Origin of the sequence: Oceanobacillus bengalensis (assembly GCF_003628445.1) — a bacterium.
Classification (GTDB): domain Bacteria; phylum Bacillota; class Bacilli; order Bacillales; family Amphibacillaceae; genus Oceanobacillus; species Oceanobacillus bengalensis.
Genome location: NZ_RBZO01000001.1, coordinates 23,002 through 46,108, shown reverse-complemented (window position 1 = coordinate 46,108; position 23,107 = coordinate 23,002). Strand labels below are relative to the sequence as shown.

The 23,107-nt window shown below is 37.8% G+C and carries 22 protein-coding genes and 1 riboswitch; of the genes, 4 read left to right on the top strand and 18 right to left on the bottom strand.

Features of this window, described 5'->3' with window-relative positions; translation table 11 throughout:
* Positions 1-168: 168 nt before the first annotated feature.
* Positions 169-1,023, bottom strand: a complete 855-nt coding sequence (locus tag D8M05_RS00205; protein ID WP_121127545.1) for a malate synthase — start codon at positions 1,021-1,023, stop codon at positions 169-171.
* 440 nt (positions 1,024-1,463) lie between these two features.
* Positions 1,464-1,871 carry a YugN family protein gene (locus D8M05_RS00200; RefSeq protein WP_121127544.1) on the bottom strand — a complete coding sequence of 136 codons (408 nt, stop codon included), beginning with the start codon at positions 1,869-1,871 and terminating at the stop codon, positions 1,464-1,466.
* 99 nt (positions 1,872-1,970) lie between these two features.
* On the opposite strand from D8M05_RS00200, the gene D8M05_RS00195 reads away from it, so the two are divergent.
* The 4 genes from D8M05_RS00195 (at position 1,971) to D8M05_RS00180 (ending at position 4,199) form a co-directional block, all read left to right on the top strand.
* Positions 1,971-2,273, top strand: a complete 303-nt coding sequence (locus D8M05_RS00195; protein ID WP_183072658.1) for a hypothetical protein — start codon at positions 1,971-1,973, stop codon at positions 2,271-2,273.
* Between the two features lie 40 nt (positions 2,274-2,313).
* The gene (locus tag D8M05_RS00190) at positions 2,314-2,598 is read left to right on the top strand and encodes a transposase (RefSeq protein ID WP_245985117.1); all 285 of its coding nucleotides are present in this window, start codon (positions 2,314-2,316) and stop codon (positions 2,596-2,598) included.
* A gap of 20 nt (positions 2,599-2,618) precedes the next feature.
* Positions 2,619-3,275, top strand: coding sequence for a hypothetical protein (locus tag D8M05_RS00185; RefSeq protein WP_121127541.1), 657 nt, complete (start codon positions 2,619-2,621; stop codon positions 3,273-3,275).
* 94 nt (positions 3,276-3,369) lie between these two features.
* A riboswitch (TPP riboswitch) is annotated at positions 3,370-3,476 on the top strand.
* Positions 3,477-3,584: 108 nt separating this feature from the next.
* Complete coding sequence (locus tag D8M05_RS00180) at positions 3,585-4,199, top strand: YkoF family thiamine/hydroxymethylpyrimidine-binding protein (protein WP_121127540.1); 615 nt, start codon at positions 3,585-3,587, stop codon at positions 4,197-4,199.
* A gap of 229 nt (positions 4,200-4,428) precedes the next feature.
* Here D8M05_RS00180 and D8M05_RS00175 read toward each other — a convergent pair whose 3' ends face one another.
* The 16 genes from D8M05_RS00175 to D8M05_RS00100 all read right to left on the bottom strand — a co-directional run bounded on the left by D8M05_RS00175 (position 4,429) and on the right by D8M05_RS00100 (position 22,210).
* Positions 4,429-4,938 carry a YfiT family bacillithiol transferase gene (locus D8M05_RS00175; protein WP_121127539.1) on the bottom strand — a complete coding sequence of 170 codons (510 nt, stop codon included), beginning with the start codon at positions 4,936-4,938 and terminating at the stop codon, positions 4,429-4,431.
* Positions 4,939-5,244: 306 nt separating this feature from the next.
* The gene (locus D8M05_RS20850) at positions 5,245-5,385 is read right to left on the bottom strand and encodes a DnaB-like helicase C-terminal domain-containing protein (RefSeq protein WP_121127999.1); all 141 of its coding nucleotides are present in this window, start codon (positions 5,383-5,385) and stop codon (positions 5,245-5,247) included.
* Between the two features lie 162 nt (positions 5,386-5,547).
* The gene (locus tag D8M05_RS00165; protein WP_121127538.1) at positions 5,548-6,660 is read right to left on the bottom strand and encodes a DUF4145 domain-containing protein; all 1,113 of its coding nucleotides are present in this window, start codon (positions 6,658-6,660) and stop codon (positions 5,548-5,550) included.
* A gap of 413 nt (positions 6,661-7,073) precedes the next feature.
* A complete protein-coding gene (locus D8M05_RS00160) occupies positions 7,074-7,616 on the bottom strand; it encodes a DUF6609 family protein (protein ID WP_121127537.1) in 543 nt (180 codons plus the stop codon).
* A gap of 1,301 nt (positions 7,617-8,917) precedes the next feature.
* Positions 8,918-10,324, bottom strand: a complete 1,407-nt coding sequence (locus D8M05_RS00155) for an APC family permease (RefSeq protein WP_121127536.1) — start codon at positions 10,322-10,324, stop codon at positions 8,918-8,920.
* Positions 10,325-10,345: 21 nt separating this feature from the next.
* A complete protein-coding gene (locus D8M05_RS00150) occupies positions 10,346-11,695 on the bottom strand; it encodes an aminotransferase family protein (RefSeq protein ID WP_121127535.1) in 1,350 nt (449 codons plus the stop codon).
* A gap of 325 nt (positions 11,696-12,020) precedes the next feature.
* The gene (locus tag D8M05_RS00145; protein WP_121127534.1) at positions 12,021-13,052 is read right to left on the bottom strand and encodes a Gfo/Idh/MocA family protein; all 1,032 of its coding nucleotides are present in this window, start codon (positions 13,050-13,052) and stop codon (positions 12,021-12,023) included.
* Between the two features lies 1 nt (position 13,053).
* Entirely contained in the window at positions 13,054-13,842 is a 789-nt protein-coding gene (locus D8M05_RS00140) for a sugar phosphate isomerase/epimerase family protein (RefSeq protein WP_121127533.1), read from the bottom strand.
* A gap of 57 nt (positions 13,843-13,899) precedes the next feature.
* Positions 13,900-14,493, bottom strand: a complete 594-nt coding sequence (locus D8M05_RS00135; RefSeq protein WP_121127532.1) for a YesL family protein — start codon at positions 14,491-14,493, stop codon at positions 13,900-13,902.
* Between the two features lie 5 nt (positions 14,494-14,498).
* Positions 14,499-15,530, bottom strand: coding sequence for a LacI family DNA-binding transcriptional regulator (locus D8M05_RS00130; RefSeq protein WP_121127531.1), 1,032 nt, complete (start codon positions 15,528-15,530; stop codon positions 14,499-14,501).
* 25 nt (positions 15,531-15,555) lie between these two features.
* Positions 15,556-16,401, bottom strand: a complete 846-nt coding sequence (locus D8M05_RS00125) for a carbohydrate ABC transporter permease (RefSeq protein ID WP_121127530.1) — start codon at positions 16,399-16,401, stop codon at positions 15,556-15,558.
* Positions 16,402-16,414: 13 nt separating this feature from the next.
* The gene (locus D8M05_RS00120) at positions 16,415-17,389 is read right to left on the bottom strand and encodes a carbohydrate ABC transporter permease (protein ID WP_121127529.1); all 975 of its coding nucleotides are present in this window, start codon (positions 17,387-17,389) and stop codon (positions 16,415-16,417) included.
* 92 nt (positions 17,390-17,481) lie between these two features.
* Positions 17,482-18,744, bottom strand: coding sequence for an ABC transporter substrate-binding protein (locus tag D8M05_RS00115; RefSeq protein ID WP_121127528.1), 1,263 nt, complete (start codon positions 18,742-18,744; stop codon positions 17,482-17,484).
* A gap of 245 nt (positions 18,745-18,989) precedes the next feature.
* Positions 18,990-19,988, bottom strand: a complete 999-nt coding sequence (locus tag D8M05_RS00110) for a Gfo/Idh/MocA family protein (protein WP_121127527.1) — start codon at positions 19,986-19,988, stop codon at positions 18,990-18,992.
* 16 nt (positions 19,989-20,004) lie between these two features.
* Positions 20,005-21,348: a GH1 family beta-glucosidase gene (locus D8M05_RS00105; protein ID WP_121127997.1), complete on the bottom strand. Its 1,344-nt coding sequence runs from the start codon at positions 21,346-21,348 to the stop codon at positions 20,005-20,007.
* A gap of 337 nt (positions 21,349-21,685) precedes the next feature.
* Entirely contained in the window at positions 21,686-22,210 is a 525-nt protein-coding gene (locus D8M05_RS00100; protein ID WP_121127526.1) for a type 1 glutamine amidotransferase domain-containing protein, read from the bottom strand.
* Between the last annotated feature and the right edge of the window lie 897 nt (positions 22,211-23,107).

Genomic DNA, 23,107 nt, shown 5'->3' with positions numbered 1-23,107 from the left:
CAGGTTAGAGATTTTTTCTTGTGCCAAGGGGAAATCACTTCTATCTAATTTGAACCACGGATATAGGTACTTTGTCCGACTAGTGATAGATAAGATCGGAGCAAAGGTACCTAGTCCCTCTTGTCCCTCTAGAGTTTGTATACAATCTGTCCATGCTTATACAAACACCTAAATACGCATTAATGCACCATTAGGCTTTGGTAACTCTCGTTCTCTTATCTGATTCATTTTACAAAAATGCTCAAGAAATCGTTGCGCCTGCTCACGTTCCTTTGGATCACTTTTCAAAGTGACAATATCATACAAAATTTGAGCCATCCATAAATTATCAAAATAACGATATTTACCTGTATTCCATGTCATTTTGTTGGGGAAATTTTCATTTACATAGTATTTCCAAAAAAGCATCCTGTCCGATTCTTGTTCTGTTAGTTGTATTCTATATTCTGGATGAGCAGGAATGTATCCATCTTCACAAAGACTACCGATAAAATCTTCATTCACCATGTAAATACCTAAGATACGCCTATCTTTTTCAGGTATGCTGGAATCTCTTCCTGTTAAAAGACAAGCGCTGTTTTGATGTAGGCGGGTAGGTTTATTTGGCTTTCCTTTGTTATTACCGCTTTTTATTATACCTGTAAAAACCTTCCACTCTGAAAAGGAATTATTCCGTTCCGCTTCGTCACACCAGAAAACCATTTGTGATTTTGGATGAAGTTTATGATTCTTCATAAGTTTTTCCTGTTCCAAGCGAAGTTTCTGTTCTTTACGTTGTAGCTCTTTTTCTTCTTCTATCTCCTGTTCTTCTTTTTTCCGTTCCATTTCCTTTTCCTGTATTACCTTTTCAAGTGAATTTGCAGCACTTTTATCATGCAATTTTAGGTACTTTCCAAATGCATCAGGGAAGACAAACTTTTTACTTTCTGATGCAAAATGTATTTCTATGAAAGAATCATTATGTTTAACGACACTACCCTTGCCAAAGTGCTTGTGTGTAACTTCTTTATTAATCAGGTTCATTATTTATATCCTCCTCGTAATATGAAAACACGGTTCACTGTAATAGAGTCCATTATTGATCATTCCATTTGACTAACAAGCCTTCTCTGCGGTGGATACCTTTCATCGTTCAATATTTGAAATGAAATTCCAATACATATATCCTTTTTCTTCTATGTTAAAAAAGGATATAAAAAAAACGCATCCATCATTCATTCTGCAATAAGATTACATCAGAATCTGAAATACGATCGAAAAAATAATTGTAAGATTATTGTAACATGTCTTTAAAATAATTACAAATTTATTATTGACAACACATTTATCTGTGATGTAAAATAAAAGTTTATTTCATTTTACATACTTATAAAATTTGAGATATGTTACGAAGATACTTAGTAGAAGTACAGTTTTGTTCATACAAAAAAGCCAAATTTATGTAAACTTGGCTTTTCTTTTCCTCACAACCTATTTAATAAATCCCCAATTGCTTCTTCACCAAATTCCTGCCATTTGCTTTTATCACGAATTAGGCCGTCCTTATCAAGGGGTTCCTGAAATTGGTTGAAACCAGATGCAGTGAGTAACGAGTTCGTGTCTTTGTCCAGTCCAATATTAACAACATGTTTGATTACAAAGGGCTTTTGAAATTCAATCCATGCATCTTTTCTATCCAGTTCACCCTCAAGAACGGTAAACGGCATTCTCAGATAAATTGACTCTCCACCTTCTCGATGCATCACACCATCAAAACTTCCTCTATCATAATCCCAACCACCACCCATATCAAAACCGTGCTTCCTAAGTGTTTTTTGGGCATGGCCAAAGGTCATTTGCTTGCCTTCCATATCTGTTTCTAAATGTAACATCCTGAATTCTCCTTACATGCTTTTTCCTATTATTAACAATCATGGAGAATACATACATAAAAAAAGAATGCAAGCACTGCAGCTGAATGTACGGTATTTATGGAATTATGTAAAATATTCCACTTGGATATTCCAATGCCCGTGGTTCTACATAAACCAATTGCGGTACAAAAGGTTAATGCGCTATCAACAGTAGTCTATACACTTGTAGGCATAGGCGGAATCGTTTGTATAGGAATGTTATTCGCCCCAATGGAAGAAAATAGAGACAATCACGTACGTACTGGAAGTGTAAATTACAGTACAGAATTTGGAGAAGAAACGATTCGTTCCAACGAAGAGAAACGAAAAGATTATTCTCATTTTCTACTGTATAAGAAACTCATACAGCGTACATTCTAGGTAAGAAAACAAATCTTTTGTAGGTGATAATGTGAGGATCATGCTAATTGCTGGAAGTGTCATCCTTCCTTTAATGATGTTCTATACGCAGAAACAATGGGTAGGCTTAAGAGTTATTTATAACGTTATTGCAATAATAGCCGTACTCGTATTTGGAAATATTGCTTCCTTATCGATCTATAAAATTATTAATGATAATACAGTTTTCATGACAGCTATTCATGGGGTATTTTTAAACCCTTATTTCTTAATTGCAGGATCTTACATAGGAATCTACATTCTTTACAGGCTCCTACTGTTAAATATGGAGGAACAACAAGAGTAACTAAAAAAGGATGGGTACAAATGGATACGTTTCTTTACTTCTTTCTTGGGTTTGGCTATGTTTGTCTATTCATATGGGGGCTAACACTTTCCAGAAATCATAAATTGTTCAATCTTACCAATGTACTGCTGCTCGTTATTATTGGACTGATATATGATAACCTCATCATAGCTTTCGGTAGATTTATTGGTGAAGGGAACGTACTTGAAAGTTTAAGCTATGCCCGATTTTGGTTACATGCTCTATTTACCCCAACTCTAATCCTTTTCGCTTGGAATATTTGTTTCAGGGCTGATTTACAATGGGCAAAAAAAGCGTTCTGGAAAGTCTTCGCATATCTCATGACTATCGGGTTAATTCTCTATGAACTGCTCACTTCTGTAAAGGGACTGAAGCTAGGACCAAACTGGAAAAACGGCGTGCTAACCTATGATAGTGTTGGTCAGTCAGCTAGTCCTCTCATGGTCATACTTATCGCCATCGTTCTTGCAATCGTTGGTATTCTTTTCATCGTGAAGTTTCGCTTTTATTGGCTTTTTATCGGTACAGTCATCATGATATTAGGCAGTGTATTAGTCATCTGGATTAAAAACTTTCCAATTATGAATGTGTTGGAATTTATTTTCATTGTATCTTTACTCTTGACAAAGCAATTTCTCGTACGAAGTGAAAAATAAGGTTTGTAAGTACGTTGGTTAATTTGATAAATGAAAATTCACTATTTACATATCCACTACCCTATGCTAAGTTATAGTTAGAAAATTTAATATGCATTAGCACTAGGGGGGCCTTATAAATGGCTGAGAAGAACAGATTCGTTCTGACCCTTTTCACCCGATCTGGATAATACCAGCGTGGGGAAGTGCGGTCGACGTGTTTTTCTGTTTGTTACTTTTTCAGAACAGAACATTCTTATTCATACAGACTGCATTCCCTCTTGGGATGCAGTTTTTTATTTTCTAAAAGAACTTTGGGAGGAATTTAGTATGACAAATCAAAACCAAGCTTGCACGAAAAGTGATATTGCCGGGGTAAGTTTTTCGATACATCCAATGAGCAATGCATTTATTACGATTATCAAAAATGCTTTAAAGGAGGCGGACACATCCAAGGTACATATGAAAACGGATGATGTAACGACAACCGTTAGAGGAAAACTTGTCCATGTGTTTGATGTAACGAAGGCCATCTTTCTACATGCTGCAAAAACGGGAGAACATGTTGCATTCCAAGCAACGTACTCACTAGGCTGTCCTGGGGATTCGCAGGGAGATGCTTTTATGGAAGTCGATGATGTGCCGTTGAATGCCGATAGTGTTAAAGACATCAAACAACAGGTGGCAGCGAAATTTTCCCTTTACCCACTTGGTGGCGGGGATTACATGGATGTTATCTATGCCCAAATTGAAGCAATGAAGGAATATGTGTCTGTATCACCTGCCCATTATTCTACACGACTAGACGGAGAGGCATTTGAAATATTCCAAGGGCTGGAGAAAGTGTTTAAAGCAACGGCAGATAGTGGTTCAAGCCATACAGTCATGACGGTATCCATTTCTGCTAACAGTCCTTCCCACAAAGTTGAAGGTTCAGACGCTTAGCTGGTATTTCAAATAAATGGACAGGCACCTTGTCCGACTAGAAGGATAAAGTTGGGACGAGGGACCTGTCCAGTGCACCTATAAAATTGTTTTCCAAGAAAAAAAGACAATTATTTCAAGTTGAATAAAGATTAACCCATTATATATACCTTAGTGATTTAGCAATCTATTTCTATTGTTTTAAAATTGGTCTACCGAGATTTGATAAACCAATTCCCTAAATATTATGCTATTTTGATAATGCGATTTTAATGTGGGCTAAGTGATGCTCTTGGTGCCATGCTAATTTTGCAACCTTTGTTGCAACTGTTATTTTACCGTTTTCCTGGTGAATAAAAGCTCGATTTAATTGCTCCTCAGTTAAACTATGGCCCAAAGATACGATGCGCTCATTTATACCTTCTAGCATTTTAACAGAACTTTCTATAGGAAGTTCTGTATCTGGTTGAATAGCCCACTTATCTTGGTCAAAGGCTGGTACTGTTGGACTCTCATCTGTTAAAGCTAACTTCAACCGTTGATACATGTTCAACTGAGAGTCAGCAATATGATGAACAAGCCCGCGAACTGTCCAGCTACCTTCACGATAAGTTTTGCTTAATTCCTCATCACTTAATGAGTCAACAGTTTCTCTTAATCGAATCGTATAAGTTTCGATTTGCTTTAAGCCTTCTTGAACGTTTTCAAGTGTTATCTTTTCAGGAACTTGTAATTTGCCAATTGGGTATCTTACGTCCATTTTCAAACCTCTTTTCCTATTATTTCTTTTACAACATATAGATATTAATGTTTAGTATACCTAACCAGCTTAGTTCTTGTAAATCTTCAGCATTAAAAACTGCAAATCTTAAAAAGCTTAAACATTAGGTAAAGGGATACACTAGAAATAACCCATGCAAACATTTAACTTTTGTTGTTCTTCAAAAAAATAGCCCAACTTGATCTTTAATTGATATTGAGTTATGGAAAAATTGACAACCTTCACAGACAACCATTGCTACTTAATTGGTTTACTATTGCGATTTGAGCCAATATATTCAGACACCTATGCCACAAAAATGGACGGAATTTTCAATTCAACGGCAAGGAGTTTTAGTTTTCTCGTAATCTTACTAATCTCCAAATCTCGCCGTTTTTTTCGGTTTGTCGTCGAGGTGATTAGCTGTAAGCAATCGATAATAACCAGGTGGTTTTCCTTTGGGGTGTCATGGTACCTTTACCGAATGGATGTGCGAATGGCTCCAATCGACCGCTTTGTATCCATTAAAAAAGGACAGGTCAAAAGCCCATCTTCACAAACCTCTCCCCTATTTCTATCGCTTGTTCAAAAGTAACAAACCTACCAAACTCAACCGCCTTTCCTCCCCTTTAACTGCTCAAACAACTTCTCAACCGTTCCTACACCAACACGATCATATTTAGCTAATATTACAAGTTCCTTTGGTAATTGCCCAACTTTATTAATTTGGTCATCATGTAATTGCCTTAAAAGATTCGGTATGCTTGTGAAATGCTCCTCTGTCAAAGGAATGGAAGATAGCTCTTTTGTCACGATAATATAATCAGTCTTATAAAATAAAAACAATTCCCCGGGATGCTCCGCTTCAATCTCTTTACGTACCTTCTCCTCATCGATGAATGTACTTAATTCATCAAACAACGTCTCTTCGTTTTTTTCATTAAATCGCTTCACATAATCTGAAATACCTTCCATATTACTCGGCAATTCACTCATAATTCTTGCTTGTTGTTCTGCTCCAAGTCGGATGAGAAATGTTTCTGATTTATCAAATCGCTGTGGTAAAAGAAAGGTATCCCTAAGAAAATATGGTACTTCTAATGATCGATCTTTATAAGTAATTTTCCGAATGGCTGTATATCCAGGTAGTGCTTCATGAGTTGGGACTTCTTCTATGGTAGTTGCAATTTCTGAAATGCCTTCTTCATCCCATGGCTGCTCAATAGCAGTTAATAGTTTCCCTTCCAGTGATTCCAATTTCGTTATCAATTCTTGGATGTCATAGTTTTGTTTATCAGCGGGTATTGGGTCTTGATAGGCAGGTACGATTACATCTAAGTCACCATAAACTTCTACATACCATTTCACAATTTCATAGACAGCCTCCCAAGAAAGCAATGCTTCCGAATAACGGAATTTACGTGGGTCATGTGCAGCTTGGTTCCCTGTCTTACGGACTTCATGTAAAGCATCACGAATTTCCGGAGTGATATAGCCATGAGCATCAAGTGTATTAATTTGTTCAATAAGTGTTGCTTGAGTAGATTCTAATACCTTTTCCTTTTCCATAACTTGTCGTAACAAATGCTCAATAAAAATCCTTGAATGTGTCAACATCACACGTGGACTTGTAAATATACTATTTTCTAGTTCCTTGGCTATAAGTGCTAGTTCATACGACACAGGTTCTAAAAATTTATAGAAATATGCTTGTTTCTTCATGGAAATCCTCCTGATGAATTGAAAGTTAGTTGATTTTTTCTGATTTTCTATGATAATAGTGTAGGTTTTTCACAACACAAGAGAAGGTATTAAAATAATTCTCCTATTACAATTTTATCACATGTGAGAAAAGGAAGAACCTAAGTTACTAATCCCGAAAACTATTAAATAACAAAAAAGATAGTTAAAATCTAGTCTCCCTCTTTCCTTATACGGAATTCCTTTAACTACTACCTACACGATCACCAACCTTAAAAAGAATATAATAGAGAATAAAAAAAAAGACCACAACATCTTTGTAGCTAATTACATTTATGGTATTCGCTTTCTATTAACATTCACCGCTTAAACGCAACAACTCCACATCTTTTATTCAACTATAAGCAGCAGTTTATTTGAAATTTCTCTATGTTTTAATTCAGATCGGAACTACGCAACTGATGTTTCGCAAATATCATTTTGAATCCAAAAATAATTTTTATAATAGCATCAATCCCTGCGAATAATAGAAAAGGAACACTGACTAATAGTATTCCTGCCAAGGAGTTCAAGGCTGTTAATGTACCTAACAAGAGCATAATTTTCCCTTGAGAAAAATAAAAACCAAAGAAATGTATGCCAATTACGATAAATATGCTTAGCCAAAGTAATCTTAAATCATCGAAGCCTATCACTAACCCACAAAGTGTGCAGAGAATGATAGTTACAGCAATCGAAATATTGTCCATTCTATCTTGAAACTTAGAATTCATACCATATGATAGTTTGTTATTTACAAATGGCAAACCAAATATTAGAAAAAAACCAATGAAGAAGCCGATTCCCATGATAAATGGTTGTATGAATAAGTTACCACCAGTAATCGCAGAAATAAAAATAATAACACCAATATAAACTAACCACACGCCAACCGTTCTTTGAGTATTATATTCTTTTTTTACTTTCTTCTTCCCCAATCTTCTTCCTCCTTATTTTTTTCTTATGTATATTCCCTAACTTTCCCTTCGTTTAAGTATATCTTTTTGCAATTCCATTTACCACTTAATTCTAAATTATCTTACTATTATCTTAGAAATTCACATATAAAAAGATAACCATTTGCACAGAAAAAGAGACAGCTTTTCATCCTATTTCCCGACAAACCAAAGACACTCACAGACATTAAAATTCTTTTGTGAGTGTATATTATTACTTCCTAATTAACATGCTTTCACCTAAGATAGAGCGGATAAAGTTCTACTTCATACAAGACATTGAAAACGTCGTCACTATCAGTATCTCTTTTAGCTATTTAATTAACCAACCACCATCTACAGGTAAAACAACTCCATGAACAAAATCTGAATCTCTACTTTCTAAATACAATAAAGCACTTGCAATCTCTTTAGCGCACACGGGTAAAACGTAACATGGATCAACCCTATGCTTCCGTCGTTGACAACCTCTTTCTTCTACCTTTGCGATCGGGTTCTTGCTCCTTACGTCGTTGACAACCTCTTTCTTCTACCTTTGCGATCGGGTCCTCACTCCTTCCGTCGTTGATAGCCCCTCTCTTCTACCTTTGCCATCGGGGTCTTGCTCCTTACGTCGTTGACAACCTCTTTCTTCTACCTTTGTGATCGGGTTCTTGTTCCTTCCGTCGTTGATAGCCTCTCTCTTCTACCTTTGCCATCGGGTTCTTGTTCCTTCCGTCGTTGACAGCCTCTCTCTTCTACCTTTGCCATCGGGTTCTTGCTCCTTACGTCGTTGATAGCCTCTCTCTTCTACCTTTGCCATCGGGTTCTTGCTCCTTACGTCGTTGATAGCCTCTCTCTTCTACCTTTGCCATCGGGTTCTTGCTCCTTACGTCGTTGACAACCTCTTTCTTCTACCTTTGTGATCGGGTTCTTCCTTCCGTCGTTGATAGCCTCTCTTTTCTACCTTTGCGATCGGGTTCTTGCTCCTTACGTCGTTGATAGCCTCTTTCTTCTACCTTTGCGATCGGGTTCTTGCTCCTTACGTCGTTGACAATCGGTATCAGCAACAGAATTGCTTGGAAAAGCGCAAACACCCGTTTAGTGACGTACTTCCAGGTAAGCCTTTAACTGGAGGGGTTCTATAATGACGAATTTCCCTGAAGCCCATGTCCCCTTCTATCCCCCTGACTGACTCCATGAAATTTTTCCAATCTATCACCTTAAAACTACAAAAAGCCTTACACAATCATTAGCTGCAAGGCTTTTGTTTTACCTAAATACTGTCATGCAAGTATCCCATCTTAAGCAATCCGATCAATTTCATCCTTCATATGTTTATCTGCATACGCTTTACCATACTTAGCCATCGATACATTATATAGAACAATACCAAGAATTATCCAAGAACCAATAATAATCCACTCTGGTCCGCCTAGTGAAGATGGCATGCCTGGTAAATAAAGCGTTGTTACACCAAGAGCCATAACAGCAGCAATCCAACCGAGTATTGTACCGCCTGGAAGCTTAAATGGCCGTTTCATATCTGGAGCCTTTTTCCTCAGAATAATAAATGATATAGCAACCATCGTCCATGCAACGACTAAGCCTAGACCTCCTGCATCAACAAACCAGACAAGAGCGGGTCGTCCTAATAATGGGGCAGCAGTTGATAGGACAGCAATTAATAAAATAGCTTTGTGTGGCGTTTTGTATTTAGGATGAAGCTGTCCAAGCGATTTTGGTAACATTCCAGCTCTAGCAAGTGCATAAATCGCACGGCTTCCCCCTACATAGAATCCAAGCCAACTCGTTAGAATTCCACCAATTCCACCGAGGACAAGGATATTCCCCATTAAGTCACTTCCACCAAAAGCTTTCGCCATTGCATCTGCTGTTACTAATTCTGACGCACCAAGCTCAGCTGGATTTAATATACGTGACACACCAAATATAATGGCAATATACCAAACCACAGCCAAAGCAACAGCAAAAAGTAATAATTGCCCAATTCGCTTATGTGGTAAATTGATTTCTTCCGCTGCTTGTGGAATGACATCAAACCCGACAAACATAAACGGGGTCATCATAATAACGGTTAAAAGACCAGTCATCCCATGTTCAAATAATGGCTGCATATTCTCTGTATTTCCTGAGAAGGTACTACCAGTAATAAGTAATATCCCCGATAATAAAATCATCAATGTAAAGATGAACGTAATTGCTGAAGTGAACTTTATACCACGATAGTTAATCCAGGCAATAATAATCGATCCTAAAATTCCGGTACCAGCCCAAGTAATCGTTACATCCCAACCCGCAATGGTGTATAGATAGCCTTGGCTAAAATTAGGTACCAAATATTCAAAAACAGTTGGTAAAGCAACGGCCTCGAAAGCAATAACAGATACATATCCAAATATAATTGCCCATGTTGCGATAAAAGAAGCAACCCTTCCCATTGCTTTAAATGTATAAACATGCTCTCCACCTGCAAGAGGAAGTGCTGAAGCTAATTCTGCATACGTAAGACCAACAAATAATACCAAAATACCACCAATTACAAATGCCAAAATTGCACCAAGAGATCCAGCTTCTGTAATCCATAATCCTGTTGTTACAACCCACCCCCAACCAATCATAGCACCAAAAGCAAGTGCAATGACATCTCTATTACCAAGGATTTTTAGTAATTTTTGGTCATCCTTCATCTAGTTCCCTCCATTTTCAAATTATTTGTTTAAAACAATTGTAAGTTCTTCACGTATTTCCTTAATTGCCCCATAAACTCTCTCTATCAATGAATCTACTTGTGACAGATTCATAATTAACGGGGGAGCAAAACAAATAATGTCTGTACCTTCATACGTTACGGCTCTACAAATAACACCTCGGTTGTGTAATGCTTCTATAACTTTTGCAGAAACTTGTAAATCAGGTGAAAACCGTTTATTTGTTTTAGGGTCCTCGACAAGCTCTATCGCACCTAGAAGGCCAATCGCCCGAACATCACCAATAATATCTAACTCTTCTTTAATCCTCCCGAATCCCTTTAATAATTCATCTCCCATTTTCCTTGCGTTATCGACTAAGCCTTCACGTTCGATAATTTCTATGTTTTTCAGTGCTACTGCCGCTGCGGTTGGATGTCCGCTATAAGTGTAACCGTGGAATAATGTACCTTTTGATTTCTCCTTCAAGATATTGTAGATTTCATCCGATACGATGACTCCTCCAAGTGGTACATAGCCGCTTGATACACCTTTCGCAAATGAAAGTAAGTCTGGTCTGACTCCCCAATTTTCGACTCCAAACATTGTCCCTGTTCGGCCAAATCCCGTAATTACTTCATCTGCAATAAGTAAAATGCCATATTCATCGCAAACTTTCCGAACTTCTTTAAAATAATTTACTGGAGGAATTAAAACGCCTCCTGCACCTTGAACAGGTTCAGCTATAAAAGCAGCAATTGTTTCGGCTCCTTCTGCCTCAATTACCTGACGAAGAGATGCAATTGCTTTATCTGTACCATTTTCATATGGAGTATTAGCATGATGAAAATCGGTCATCATATTTCCAGCCATATTCCAAAACTCAGGAATACCTGTAGCACTTGTTGATGCAGCAGCTACACCATGATATCCGCGCCTCAATGCAATAATTTTTCTACGTTCGGGTTTATCTTGTATTCTCCAGTAATGTCGAACAAGTTTAATTGCCGTATCGTTTGACTCAGAACCACCAGATGTAAAAAAGACTGCATTTAAGCCCTCTGGAGCAATGGATGCAATTTTTTCTGCTAGCTTAATTGCTGGCTTATGACTAAACGTAGAAAAGGTCGAGCTAAATGCAAGCTTCTTCATCTGTTCAGCAGCTGCTTCAGCAAGCTCCTCTCTTCCATGACCAACATTCACGTTCCATAAAGAAGACATGGCATCAATGTAAACGTTACCATTAACATCCGTTATATAAATCCCTTCCCCTTTATCTACAATGATTTTCGCTCCATTCTCCTGCTGTTGCTGAATCGATGATGTTGGGTGAATAAAATGTTTCTTGTCTAATTCAATTAATTTTTCCAAAATAACTTCCTCCTTCGTTTTTTAAAGAAAAAAACCAGCAATATAAACAGGAAAGCATGTATGCATTACTCCTGAACATATAACTGGTTTTATCTAAGGGTTTGCCCTATTTCTACAATAGAGTCTAATAGATTAAGCAGCTTGTATTTTATTTATTTAAATTTACCAAAAATTTAAAATATAGTCAATCAATAATTTATATTTTTCACAACAAGAATCGAGAGCTCAGATTGGGATTCTCAACTTCTTGATATGGACCATAGGGATTACTACTGTTCCAGGTTTTATAAAAAATAAGCGTATCGTAAAACATGTGCTTATATTTTCAGATTGGAACTCGGACAATCCCTTTTTGCTGGGATGACTCCAATGCTGATAAAATAACTTGAAGTGATTTCAACCCTTCAGACCCTGTTATCGGCACATCTGTATCCTTTATAATTGCATTGATAAAACTGTCTATAATATGGGAGGTGTGCTGTCCATCAGCATCGTTCGTCTGTATCTTATCTAATTTATATTTTATTACTTCCCCATTTTTGTACTGAACGATTAGAGAATGTTCTGGGTCATCTTCTAATCGAATAATCCCATTTTCACCATAAATAATGGTTGAATTATCCGATTCAGAGACGTAGGACCAACTCGCAGCCAATGTACCAATAATCCCGCTTTCCATCTTTAAAATACATACCGCGTTATCATCAATATTCGTGTTTTCCTTAGCATTTGTTTCTACAAATGCAGCAATTTCGGTAACTTCTTCACCGAGCAGATAGCGGATCAGATCGGTTTTATGAACACCCAGGTCACCCATCGCTCCGATAAAGGCTTTTTCCTTCTCGAAGAACCAGCTATTTCTTCCATCAATGCTCCACCCTTCAGGTCCACCATGGCCGAATACGGTACGAAAACTGTAGATTTTCCCTAATTCTCCATTTCCGATTAGCTCCCTTGCTTTTCTATGGGAAGACACAAATCGCTGATTATGAGCAATCATTAATTTCTTATCATTCTTTGTTGCTGCATCAATCATCTGCGTTGCCTCTTCATGAGATGTTGCCATTGGTTTCTCGCAAAGTACATGTTTCCCTGCATTCAATGCTGCTATGGAAACAGGTGCATGAAAGGAATTCGGCAGACAAACACTCACAGCATCAAGGTCTGGATCGAGAAGTAATTCATGATAATCCGTATAGGCCTTTGCACCATAAATTTCCGCTATTTCCTTTGCACGAACATCATAGCTGTCACAAACAGCAATGATTTCCACCTTGTCATTGTTTGCATATTCTGGCAAATGGCGTCGCCTTGCAATGCTCCCACATCCGATAACTCCAATTCTTAAACAATCCATCTTAATTTTCTCCTTTTACGTTTCGTATTTTTTCCACGCGATTCATGATATTCTTTATTTTCTCGGCATTAAGTCGGGCAGAGTCAATTGGTTTCTGCGTAAAGTGCTCTTGTTCCACAATAAACCATTCCACCTGATGTTCCTGCCCCTTTTTTACGAAAGAATCTAAATCAAGAGATCCTAATCCCAGCTCAGTCGAAACCGTTTCGTCCCCATTCTTCTTCATATCCTTCATGTGGATTGAGACACAACGATCCCCATACCTATCAATTATTTCAAGAGTATCGTAACCAGCATATTCCGCCCAATAACAGTCCAATTCCATTTTCATATAATCAGGATCCGTATTTTCATAGAGAATATCAAATCCTGTTTCCCCTTGAAAGGACGCAAATTCAAATGCATGATTATGATAACCGAACTCAAATCCTGCCTGCTTTACTTTTTTGCCGATTTCATTTAGCAATTCAGCTGTCTTTTCGAAATCATCCCTTGTCGTTCGCATATCCTCTGGCAGGAATGGACAAATAAGAAGTTGATTGCCAATTGTTTCATGGTATGCCAGCGTTTCTTCCAAATGATGCCGTAAATCAGTAAGCTGAACATGTGCACCTGCTGGACTGATTCCCGTTTCAATCAATGTTCGTTTAACATCTTCGGCAGAAACCTTAAAAAACCCAGCAAACTCAATACCACGATATCCCATCTCTGCTACCTTTTTAATGGTACCTAATAAGTCTTTTGCTGCTGATTCCCTTAACGTATAAAGCTGAAACCCTGCTTTTCCCATCCTATTTCCTCCTATATTTACTCATATATTTACTCATATAACCCTGAATATTCAATCTTATTTACTTATTTTCAATGTTAGGCGTTGAAAGATGCTTGATACAATAAACGCCAGTGTACTTCCAAAAACCATGAAAAGGATTGGAAATTTAAGTGTTAGCAGCAACGACACCGCAATGATTATGAGAAAAGTTATTGTGTAATATACATATCCGATAGACAAAAATAACGTATTCCTGATGGTATGTAAGATAGAAAGCTGGTTCTCTACCAAAATCAATAATACATAAACGCTCATGAACAAGTAGATTAGACTGGCAAAAACCAATAAACTAAATACCACTGTCCTCATTGGAAATTCTGTATGCAATAAAATTGAAAAATCGAGATATAAAATCAATCCCGCTAACATCCAGATGATTCCAATGACCAAGCTCTTCTTAAAATTTTCCTTGAAAGAGCGCAGAAATATACGTACTGTTCCTACTTCTATCCCCTCAGTTACCCATTTCTTGGAAACACCAACCAATGCAGCTGTTGCCGGAAAAAACGTTATAATAGGAATACAAAAAAGAACCCATAGTAAATTAAGCAATACGAAATGAGCAAATATATCCAGCACACGAAACAGAATATTTTCCGACTTTTGCATTACAATCACCTTTTCATATGGTTGTTTTGGATAAGACCTGACTCCCGGATCAGTAACTCTGGATCTACCAGTACTTGATCTGACGTTTCTTTACCATTAATAAGTTCAAATAGCATATGTGCTGCCACTGTTCCCATTTTTTCTTTATTTTGCATAACTGTCGCCAGTGGTGGATCCGTAAATTTGCAGACTTCAATATCATCAGTACCTATCAGTACGATATCATCAGGTATGGACAGTCCTTCATCCTTTATTGCTTTCATGGCACCAATTGCCATCATGTCAGATACGGCATAAACAGCATCTGGAATTGGATGTTCCGCAAGTATTCGTTTCATTGCTTCATATCCACTCTTTTCAAAATAATCACCATGCTGTATCCACTCTTTTCGCACAGGCATTCCAAAGCGATTCATGGATTCGATAAAAGCATCCTTTCGTATATTAGATATAATCGAATCCTCTGGACCGGCGATAAAGGCAACATTATTAATGGCATTTTCATGAAAGTACTCGACAACCAAGGTGGCAGCTTTTATGTTGTCTGACATGATATAAACTGAGTTCGGTCCCGTTAGTTTAATATCGATACCTACACATGGCATACTGCTTTGATCCAGTTCTGGAACTGCCTGTTCTACCTTTTCCCCCGCAATAATTAAACAACCATCCAAATGAAAGTGTTTGCTTCTTGCCAAATAATCCTGTTCATTCTTGCTGAAATTATTATTCGAGAAAATCAGCAGGTCATAACCAAGTTTTCCAATTGTCGTCTTAAATGCATTAATTACCTCTGTGAAAAAAGGATGATTAATTCTTGCATTGATGTTCCCAGCAAAAATCAATCCAATGAGATTCGACTTTTGCGTAGCAAGTGTCTTCGCAGAAAAACTTGGCTGATATCCTGTTTCTTCAATCACTCTTTTTACTTTTTTTATTGTTTTTGGACTGATGCTCCCCGTATTATTGATGACCTTCGATACAGTCCCTCTTGATACTCCAGCCATTTTTGCTATCTGCTCGATTGTAAGCTTCATGTTGATCCCTCTATCTCAATATTTACTAACTCTTTATCGCACCTTCAGTAAGGCTTTGAATAAACAGTCGATTTAAGAATATGAATATAATAATCAATGGTACTGTTGCCCAGAATGTTCCTGATAATATCATACCATTATCCCGCACATAGTTATCAATTAACAAACGAAGGGCAACCTGAATGGTTTGCGATGCTTGCTCACGCAAAACGACCAACGGCCAGAGAAAATCATTCCAGACATACATAAACTTAATAATTGCCAGTGTTGCAAATGCTGGAATAATTACTGGTACCGTTATATTCCAATACACTCGGAAATTAGAGCATCCGTCAATTCTTGCAGCATCCATCAACTCATCTGGCACATTGCTACTGATATATTGCCTCATCCAAAATATCCCAAATGCATCAATTAGGCCCGGTATAATTATTGCTTTATAATCATTCAGCCATCCTAGCTCCGTAATGATAAAATATTGTGGGATTAATCCAAGCTGTGGAGGAATCATCATGGTAATCAGAATAAGTAGGAACAAAACATTCTTTCCTTTGAATTGAAACTTGGCAAACGCAAAGCCAGCTAGAGAGCATAAAAATAAAACACCAATTGTAGTTATCGTCGAAACGACAAATGAATTCCACATCGCTCCAAAGAAATCAATCGTATTCAATACATTACTAAAATTTGTAACAAGCTCCTTTCCCGGAATGAATGCAGGTGGAACACTGTTTATTGCACTATTGTGATTTGTTGCCATGACAAACATCCAGTATAACGGAAAAATGGATAAGAAGGCAGCAATGGCAAGAAGCACATAAATAAAGCCTTTTGAAATTTGTAATTTTTTTCGTTGGATTTTTTCACTCATTAGCTATACCTCCTTATTTCCCAATCCTATTTGCAACAAATACATTAATTGAGGTCAAAATCATAATGATGATAAATAAAATAATGGCTGCTGCTGAAGCAGGTCCAAAGGCAAGATTAGAAAATGCCTCCCGATATAAATAGAGAACGACGGTAATTCCTTCTTCTCTAGCACCGCGACCAAGGAAAATCATTGGTTCGGTAAATAATTGGAGAGCACCAATTGTTGATGTAAAGACCGTCAAAATGATGATTGGTCGGATCATTGGAATGGTTATGAATTGAATCTTCTGTTTAACCGTTGCACCATCAATTTCAGCTGCTTCGTATAACTCTTTCGGTATTCCTTGAAGACCAGCCAAGTAAATGATCGTATTGTAACCAATCCAACGCCAGAATACCATCGTGGAGATTGCAATCTTCACACCCCATTCAGACGTTTCCCAACTCACTGGATCAAAGCCAAATATACCAAAGATTACATTAATTAGACCAAATTCCTGTGAGTTAAAAATGATACCAAAAACGATAGCAACAGCAACCGTTGAAGTAACATATGGCAAGAAAATTGAAACCCGAAAAAAGGTTTTCATCTTAATCAATACCGAATTTAATGCGTAAGCCAAAATGATCCCGATAATCAATTGTGGAATTGTTCCAAGTACCCAAATAATTAAAGTATTCAATAACGATTTCCAAAAAATGGGATCGGTTAAAATCCATTTAAAGTTCTGTAAACCGATAAATTCCATCGAACCAAATCCACCAATGCCATTCCATTGCTGAAATCCTAGATAAAAACTGAAAAGAATAGGAAATAAGCCGAAAACCATAAACAGGATGAAAAATGGTGAAACATAAAGATAACCTGATAAGGCCTCTTTTCTCTTTTCAGTAAAGAAAGATTTCCTTGTTTTATTTGGCCGATTCGGTTTCCCAGGTGGTGTCCAATCAGGCTCCGTATGAATTGCCTTATTCGCTTGCTCCATCTTTTCGCTCCTTTCATTAGGTTGAGCGGTCTATTTGCCGTTAATTCCAGTATATAAGTTTCTTATGACAATATAGACCGCTTTCATTTTCTTTATTGCCTTTCAAGTTGGGTATTGATTCGTTCTACTGCTGCATCCCACTCTTCTTGGGGATCCGCACCTTCAATTGCGACATTCATCAGTGCTGTTGCAAGCTCGTTGTTAACAATTGCATAATTCACACCCATATAGACTGTTTTTACAGATTGTGCTGCTTCAGCAAATATTTTTGCCGTTTCTGCACCGTTAAAGTATTCATCTGAAGTTGCTAGGAATTCTTCATCCTCATACACATCTGGTGTCGACGGAAATAGGCCATTGTTATGAAAAGATCGTAATTGTATTTCCGGTGACGTTAACCAAGATATGAATTCAAATGCTTCTTCTGGATGTTCCGACTCTTTCGGAATGGTCAAGAATGATCCTCCCCAGTTTCCAGCACCTTCAGGAATAGTGGTCAATGACCATTTCCCTCCGGCATCTGGTGCATTTCCTTTTACATTAGCAATCATCCATGCTGGTGAACCAGGCATCGTAGCATAACTACCCTCTGCCATTCCATTTCCCCATTCAGGACTCCAAAGTTCGTTTTTACCAACTAAGCCCTCCTGAATCATCTTCGTTGCAAAATCATAAGAGGCTTTTACCGTATCTTCAATAATCAACTCATCATCTTCATTAAAATATTGCTGTTCCTGCTGGTCACGGATTGCATTGAACAACATCTCAGGGCTGTCCGTAATAGGCTTGCCCGTTTTCTCCATAATCGTCAAAGCAGCCTCATAATAAGCATCCCAAGTGTCAATTTCCGCAGCTAGTTCCTCTGGGTCGGTAGGAAATCCTGCCTCTTCCATTACATCGGTACGGTAGAACAATGTAGTTGGTCCAATATCAGTTGGTAATCCGATTTGGAAAGAGTCATCAACACTTCTAGCCTGTGCCCACTTCCAGTCTAAAAAGTTTGCCTCTACATCTTCAGCACCGTAATCATTTAAGTTATAAAACTGATCCTGTGCCTGCATAAACTTAGTAATTTCACTAATTTCAATCTGTGCAATGTCAGGCGCACCACTTCCAGCTGATAGGGAGGTAAATAGGTTGTTATGCATATCCTCCATTTCACCTTCATTAAAATTAATCTTCACATCTGGATGCTCCTCCATATATTCTTCAACCAAGACATCATACCCAGTACTTCCAAAAACCCAAAAGTCTAATTCCACTTTACCATCACTATCTCCTGCTTCATCATTACTGCAAGCCACCAAAGTTACGATGAGTGCTGAGAAAACAACGAACATTAACCACTTTTTCATGTTTTACCCCCTGTAATCTTCATATTTTTATACATAAAAAACGATTGAACAACCATTCCTCCTCCCTTTTTGTATTCAATAAAGGATGGATAACCTTACAAGGAAACCGGTTTCCTAAATGGATTAAAAAAAAGAACTTTATCCCGTTTTCGCTTGTAAACGTTTTCTTAAATCATAGTATATTACAAAAAGTTTGCATAATCAATTATTTTCTGTAAATTAAAATAACTAAAAAGGTGGTTTGTTTAATTTACATTTACTTGCTTTCCAGATTGGATTGACTCGAAACAAGCATCTATCGTACGCATATTATTTATGGTGTTATTCCAATCATGATCGATAGGATGATGGTCCTCCAGAATCACATTTGAAAGATGCTCAACTTGGTTACGATACTGGTCACTGTTAACCGTTTCGGTACGACAGACATTTTCCACATCAACAATAATAATTCCATCTCCACCCTGATTGTCCGGTCGATATGCTCGAGGAACTGTAATTTTCCCTTTTGTTCCAATTACTTCATATTCACTGCGGTTGGTTAGCCCAAAGCTGATGTCAAACATTGCTCTAATTCCATTCGGAAATTGCAAATACGCAACAACATCCGTATCAACTGCAAATTTCTGATGGATTACTGCATGGGCTTGTACAGTTAGTGGTTCGGCTTCTAGAATATTTCGTAATGTATGGATCGTATAACAGCCGATATCATACATACTTCCGCCGCCTTCTTTAAATTGATAGCGGATATTTCCTTCTTCATGTAGCGGAAACGAAAATCCTGCCCGAATTAGCTTCACATCGCCGATTTCGCCGGAATTGATTATTTCTCTCACACGTTCATGTTGTGCGTGGAAAAAATACATAAATGCTTCCATAAAGATAACCTGATGTTTGGCACATGCCTGTTCCATTTCCAATAATTCTTCCATATTCAGTGCAGCAGGTTTTTCGCACAAAATATGTTTTCCTTTCTCTGCCGCTTTCATTACCCATTCTTTGTGCAAATGGTTTGGCAGTGGGATATAAACGGCATCTATATCCGAATCGTCCAACAATTGTTCATAGCTGCCATACGATTTTTCAATTGATAATTTCTTGGCAACTGTAGCAGCCTTTTCTATTCCGCTTCCACTAGAAATAGCTGTCACTTCAGCATTGTTCGCTCGCTGAAACGCTGGAATGAGTTGAGCCTGTGCAATACCCGCTGTACTTAAAACTCCCCACCGTACTTTTTTCAAAACTATTCCTCCTCTTCTACATTTCAAACCAATTATTTTCGAAGGTTTGCTTTAACCAGTAGAAGCTATCCTTCTTTGTTCGCTCCTGTGTTCGATAATTTACATGAACAATCCCAAATCGCATACTGTAGCCAAAAGCCCATTCAAAATTGTCCAGTAGTGACCAAGTTAGATATCCTTTAATATTTACACCTGACTGAATACTTCTATCCAAAGCGACTAAATGTCTTTGTAAATAATCAATTCGCTTCGTATCTTTCACCTGACCATTTTCTGGCTCGTCATTATAGCAGGACCCATTTTCCGTAATGTAGATAGGAATATCTCCATATTTTTCTTTTATCGTTGTTAAAACCTTGTACAAGCCCTCCGGATAAATCTCCCAGCCAATATCCGTTTTATCCGTACCACTATCAACGATTTCGAAATCAAATAACCCTTCATTTTCTTTATACCTAGCAATATGCCCTGTATAGTAATTAATGCCGAGAAAATCAATGGCTTGATGAATCGTCTCCATATCCCCGTCTTCTATGACCAGCTTTACACCTTTCCCACCTAACCAATCCAACATAAATTGAGGATATTCACCTTTAAAAACTGGATCCATAAACCAATCAATATAATGGCCAACTTCTCTCCTGCAAGCCTCAATATCTTCCTGTTTATTGCTGTATGGTTCGAGCCATGTTGTATTTGGAGCATAACCAATTTGACCTTTCACATTTAACGATCTGAATTTCTTTACTGCCTTTCCATGAGCAAGCATTATATGATGGGAAATTTGTGTTGCTAGATTCAAATCTCTATTCCCTGGGGCATGAGCACCAATGTAATTCGATAGGAATGCTACACACCAAGGTTCATTCAATGTAATCCAGTAGTTAATTTTACCGTTGAATTCACGAAACATAACTTCAGCGTAGGTTACAAATGCTTCCATGTTCTCACGATTATTCCACCCGCCGTTGTCTTGAAGCTTCTGAGGTAAATCCCAATGATAAAGTGTACACATTGGTTCAATTCCCTCATCAAGCAATGCATCTACTAATTTATGATAGTAATCCAGCCCTTCCTGATTAACCTCACCTGTTCCATCAGGGAAAATCCTAGACCACGATACCGAAAACCGATAAACATCTGCACCCAAATCCTTTAGCAATTTCACATCTTCTTCATATCGATGATAGCTATCGCAAGCCACATCACCATTGTCCCCATTAATTACATTCCCCGGTGTATGAGAGAATGTATCCCATATCGACGGGCCACGTCCCCCTTCCTTAACTGCTCCTTCAATTTGATAGGATGCCGTAGCACTACCCCATTTCATTTCTTTTGGAAATTTAATAATAGCTATTTCCAGCACCTCCTGATTTATCTTGTTTAAAATTTTTAACTGTAAGCGCATTTGAATATAAATCAATAAGGAAACCGGTTTCCTTTTTATCCCTCCTAAAGATGCCTAAAGAAATTATGGAATGAAATACCATAATATACAAAGAAGGCAAGCGAATTTAAAAAAATTATATCACAAATATAATAAGAATGTAACAACAATTTAATAAATTCAGATAAATTTTTCACAGGAACAGTGAGATCAATTTAAATCGCAAAAAAGGTCTAGGCAAATTGCTACCCTAGACCTTTGTATCAATAGATTATTTTATTTACACACCGTTGCTTTCATACTCCCTCTATAGCACGCGAAGTTTATCCGCAAACACCTTCACATATTCAGGTAAATCTGGAGGTCTTCTGCTAGACACAATATGACCATCCACAACGACTGGCGCATCACTCCAGGTAGCTCCTGCATTTGTCATATCATCTTTGATTCCTGGCGTACTCGTTACTTTTCTTCCTTCTAGAATATTTGCTGAAATTAGTACCCAGCCTGCATGACAAATTTGTCCAATTAGCTTTTTCTCCGCATCCATGTCTTGAATCATTTCCAATACTTCTGGATAGCGTCTTAATTTATCTGGCGCCCAACCACCTGGAACAAGAATCCCATCATAGTCTGCTGCATTAATATCAGAGAAAGCATATGCAGATTCAGCAGGCACACCGTATTTTCCAATATACTTTTTATTCGCTTCTTTTCCAACTAAATCCACTTGTGTCCCCTCTTCTTGAAGACGTAGAACTGGATACCATAGCTCCAAATCTTCAAAATCATCTTCAATGAGAGCAATCACCTTTTTATCCTCTAGTTGCATGTTATCCCTCCTTGTTTTGATATGTTAAGTATAACAGTTATAGCGGTTTTCTTTAAAGAAAAGGAATATAGAAAAAGGGGCTGGGACAAAACGAAAACCTTCCAATCAAAAGACGAATATTATAGCATAGGAATCTCGGAATGTTAACTTTCTACAATTGAATGTTAATTCATAGTTGATGAAAATAATGGACTTATTTAATTCAGTATTGTGTGAAGCACGTCGTTCCGGAAACACACTTCGCTTTCCACGGGCGGCTGGTGAGCCTACTACGTGCTATCGCACTCCATAGTCTCACCTAGGCCTGTCCTCCCGTAGGAGTCTTCGTGTGTTTCCTCCACTAAGCTCCTTCTCTACTTGATTTCCACTAAAAAAAGGCTGCTTTTGCGAGGAAAGACTGCCCAGAACGTAATTTTATGTTCGATAGCTTTAATAACATCTAGACACTTTACATAGCGAAGGCAGAATGCGTAGACTCCTGCGGGAATAGCACGTGTCTGAAGACCCCACAGGAAGTGGTCTTCTTCCGAGGAGGGCTGAGGCCGTGCCCGCGGAAAGCGAAGCATTCTGCCGCAGCGAATTGCAGCACATAACATTAATAAGTGTAAGCGAGCGCTAAACTATACTTAATTAAAGAGATCAACACTCTATACAAAGTCCTCCATTAATTTGAATTTAATGGAGGACTTAAACTTATCGTTCGGATTTTTCTTTACTAAATTTCTTTTGTCCCATCCTCTTTTCTTTTAAACCATCTAACAATGATTAGTTTCTTCCACCTCGTGCATTGGATTTACCTTTAGACCTTCTTTGTTCGTCTGGTCGTTTCGCCTTATTGCTTTTTTCCTTTGGTGCATGTGAGTCTTTAACCATGTTATTTCCCTCCGTTATAATCTT

Excerpts from the sequence above, each read along its gene's own strand:
- D8M05_RS00175 (WP_121127539.1), bottom strand. The coding sequence starts at position 4,938 with ATGGACGTAAGATACCCAATTGGCAAATTACAAGTTCCTGAAAAGATA.
- D8M05_RS00180 (WP_121127540.1), top strand. The coding sequence starts at position 3,585 with ATGACAAATCAAAACCAAGCTTGCACGAAAAGTGATATTGCCGGGGTA.
- D8M05_RS00165 (WP_121127538.1), bottom strand. The coding sequence starts at position 6,660 with ATGAAGAAACAAGCATATTTCTATAAATTTTTAGAACCTGTGTCGTAT.
- D8M05_RS00185 (WP_121127541.1), top strand. The coding sequence starts at position 2,619 with ATGGATACGTTTCTTTACTTCTTTCTTGGGTTTGGCTATGTTTGTCTA.
- D8M05_RS00120 (WP_121127529.1), bottom strand. The coding sequence starts at position 17,389 with ATGGAGCAAGCGAATAAGGCAATTCATACGGAGCCTGATTGGACACCA.
- D8M05_RS00200 (WP_121127544.1), bottom strand. The coding sequence starts at position 1,871 with ATGTTACATTTAGAAACAGATATGGAAGGCAAGCAAATGACCTTTGGC.
- D8M05_RS00140 (WP_121127533.1), bottom strand. The coding sequence starts at position 13,842 with ATGGGAAAAGCAGGGTTTCAGCTTTATACGTTAAGGGAATCAGCAGCA.
- D8M05_RS00130 (WP_121127531.1), bottom strand. The coding sequence starts at position 15,530 with ATGAAGCTTACAATCGAGCAGATAGCAAAAATGGCTGGAGTATCAAGA.
- D8M05_RS00195 (WP_183072658.1), top strand. The coding sequence starts at position 1,971 with ATGGAATTATGTAAAATATTCCACTTGGATATTCCAATGCCCGTGGTT.
- D8M05_RS00155 (WP_121127536.1), bottom strand. The coding sequence starts at position 10,324 with ATGAAGGATGACCAAAAATTACTAAAAATCCTTGGTAATAGAGATGTC.
- D8M05_RS00115 (WP_121127528.1), bottom strand. The coding sequence starts at position 18,744 with ATGAAAAAGTGGTTAATGTTCGTTGTTTTCTCAGCACTCATCGTAACT.
- D8M05_RS00125 (WP_121127530.1), bottom strand. The coding sequence starts at position 16,401 with ATGAGTGAAAAAATCCAACGAAAAAAATTACAAATTTCAAAAGGCTTT.
- D8M05_RS00190 (WP_245985117.1), top strand. The coding sequence starts at position 2,314 with ATGCTAATTGCTGGAAGTGTCATCCTTCCTTTAATGATGTTCTATACG.
- D8M05_RS00145 (WP_121127534.1), bottom strand. The coding sequence starts at position 13,052 with ATGGATTGTTTAAGAATTGGAGTTATCGGATGTGGGAGCATTGCAAGG.
- D8M05_RS00100 (WP_121127526.1), bottom strand. The coding sequence starts at position 22,210 with ATGCAACTAGAGGATAAAAAGGTGATTGCTCTCATTGAAGATGATTTT.
- D8M05_RS00135 (WP_121127532.1), bottom strand. The coding sequence starts at position 14,493 with ATGCAAAAGTCGGAAAATATTCTGTTTCGTGTGCTGGATATATTTGCT.
- D8M05_RS00205 (WP_121127545.1), bottom strand. The coding sequence starts at position 1,023 with ATGAACCTGATTAATAAAGAAGTTACACACAAGCACTTTGGCAAGGGT.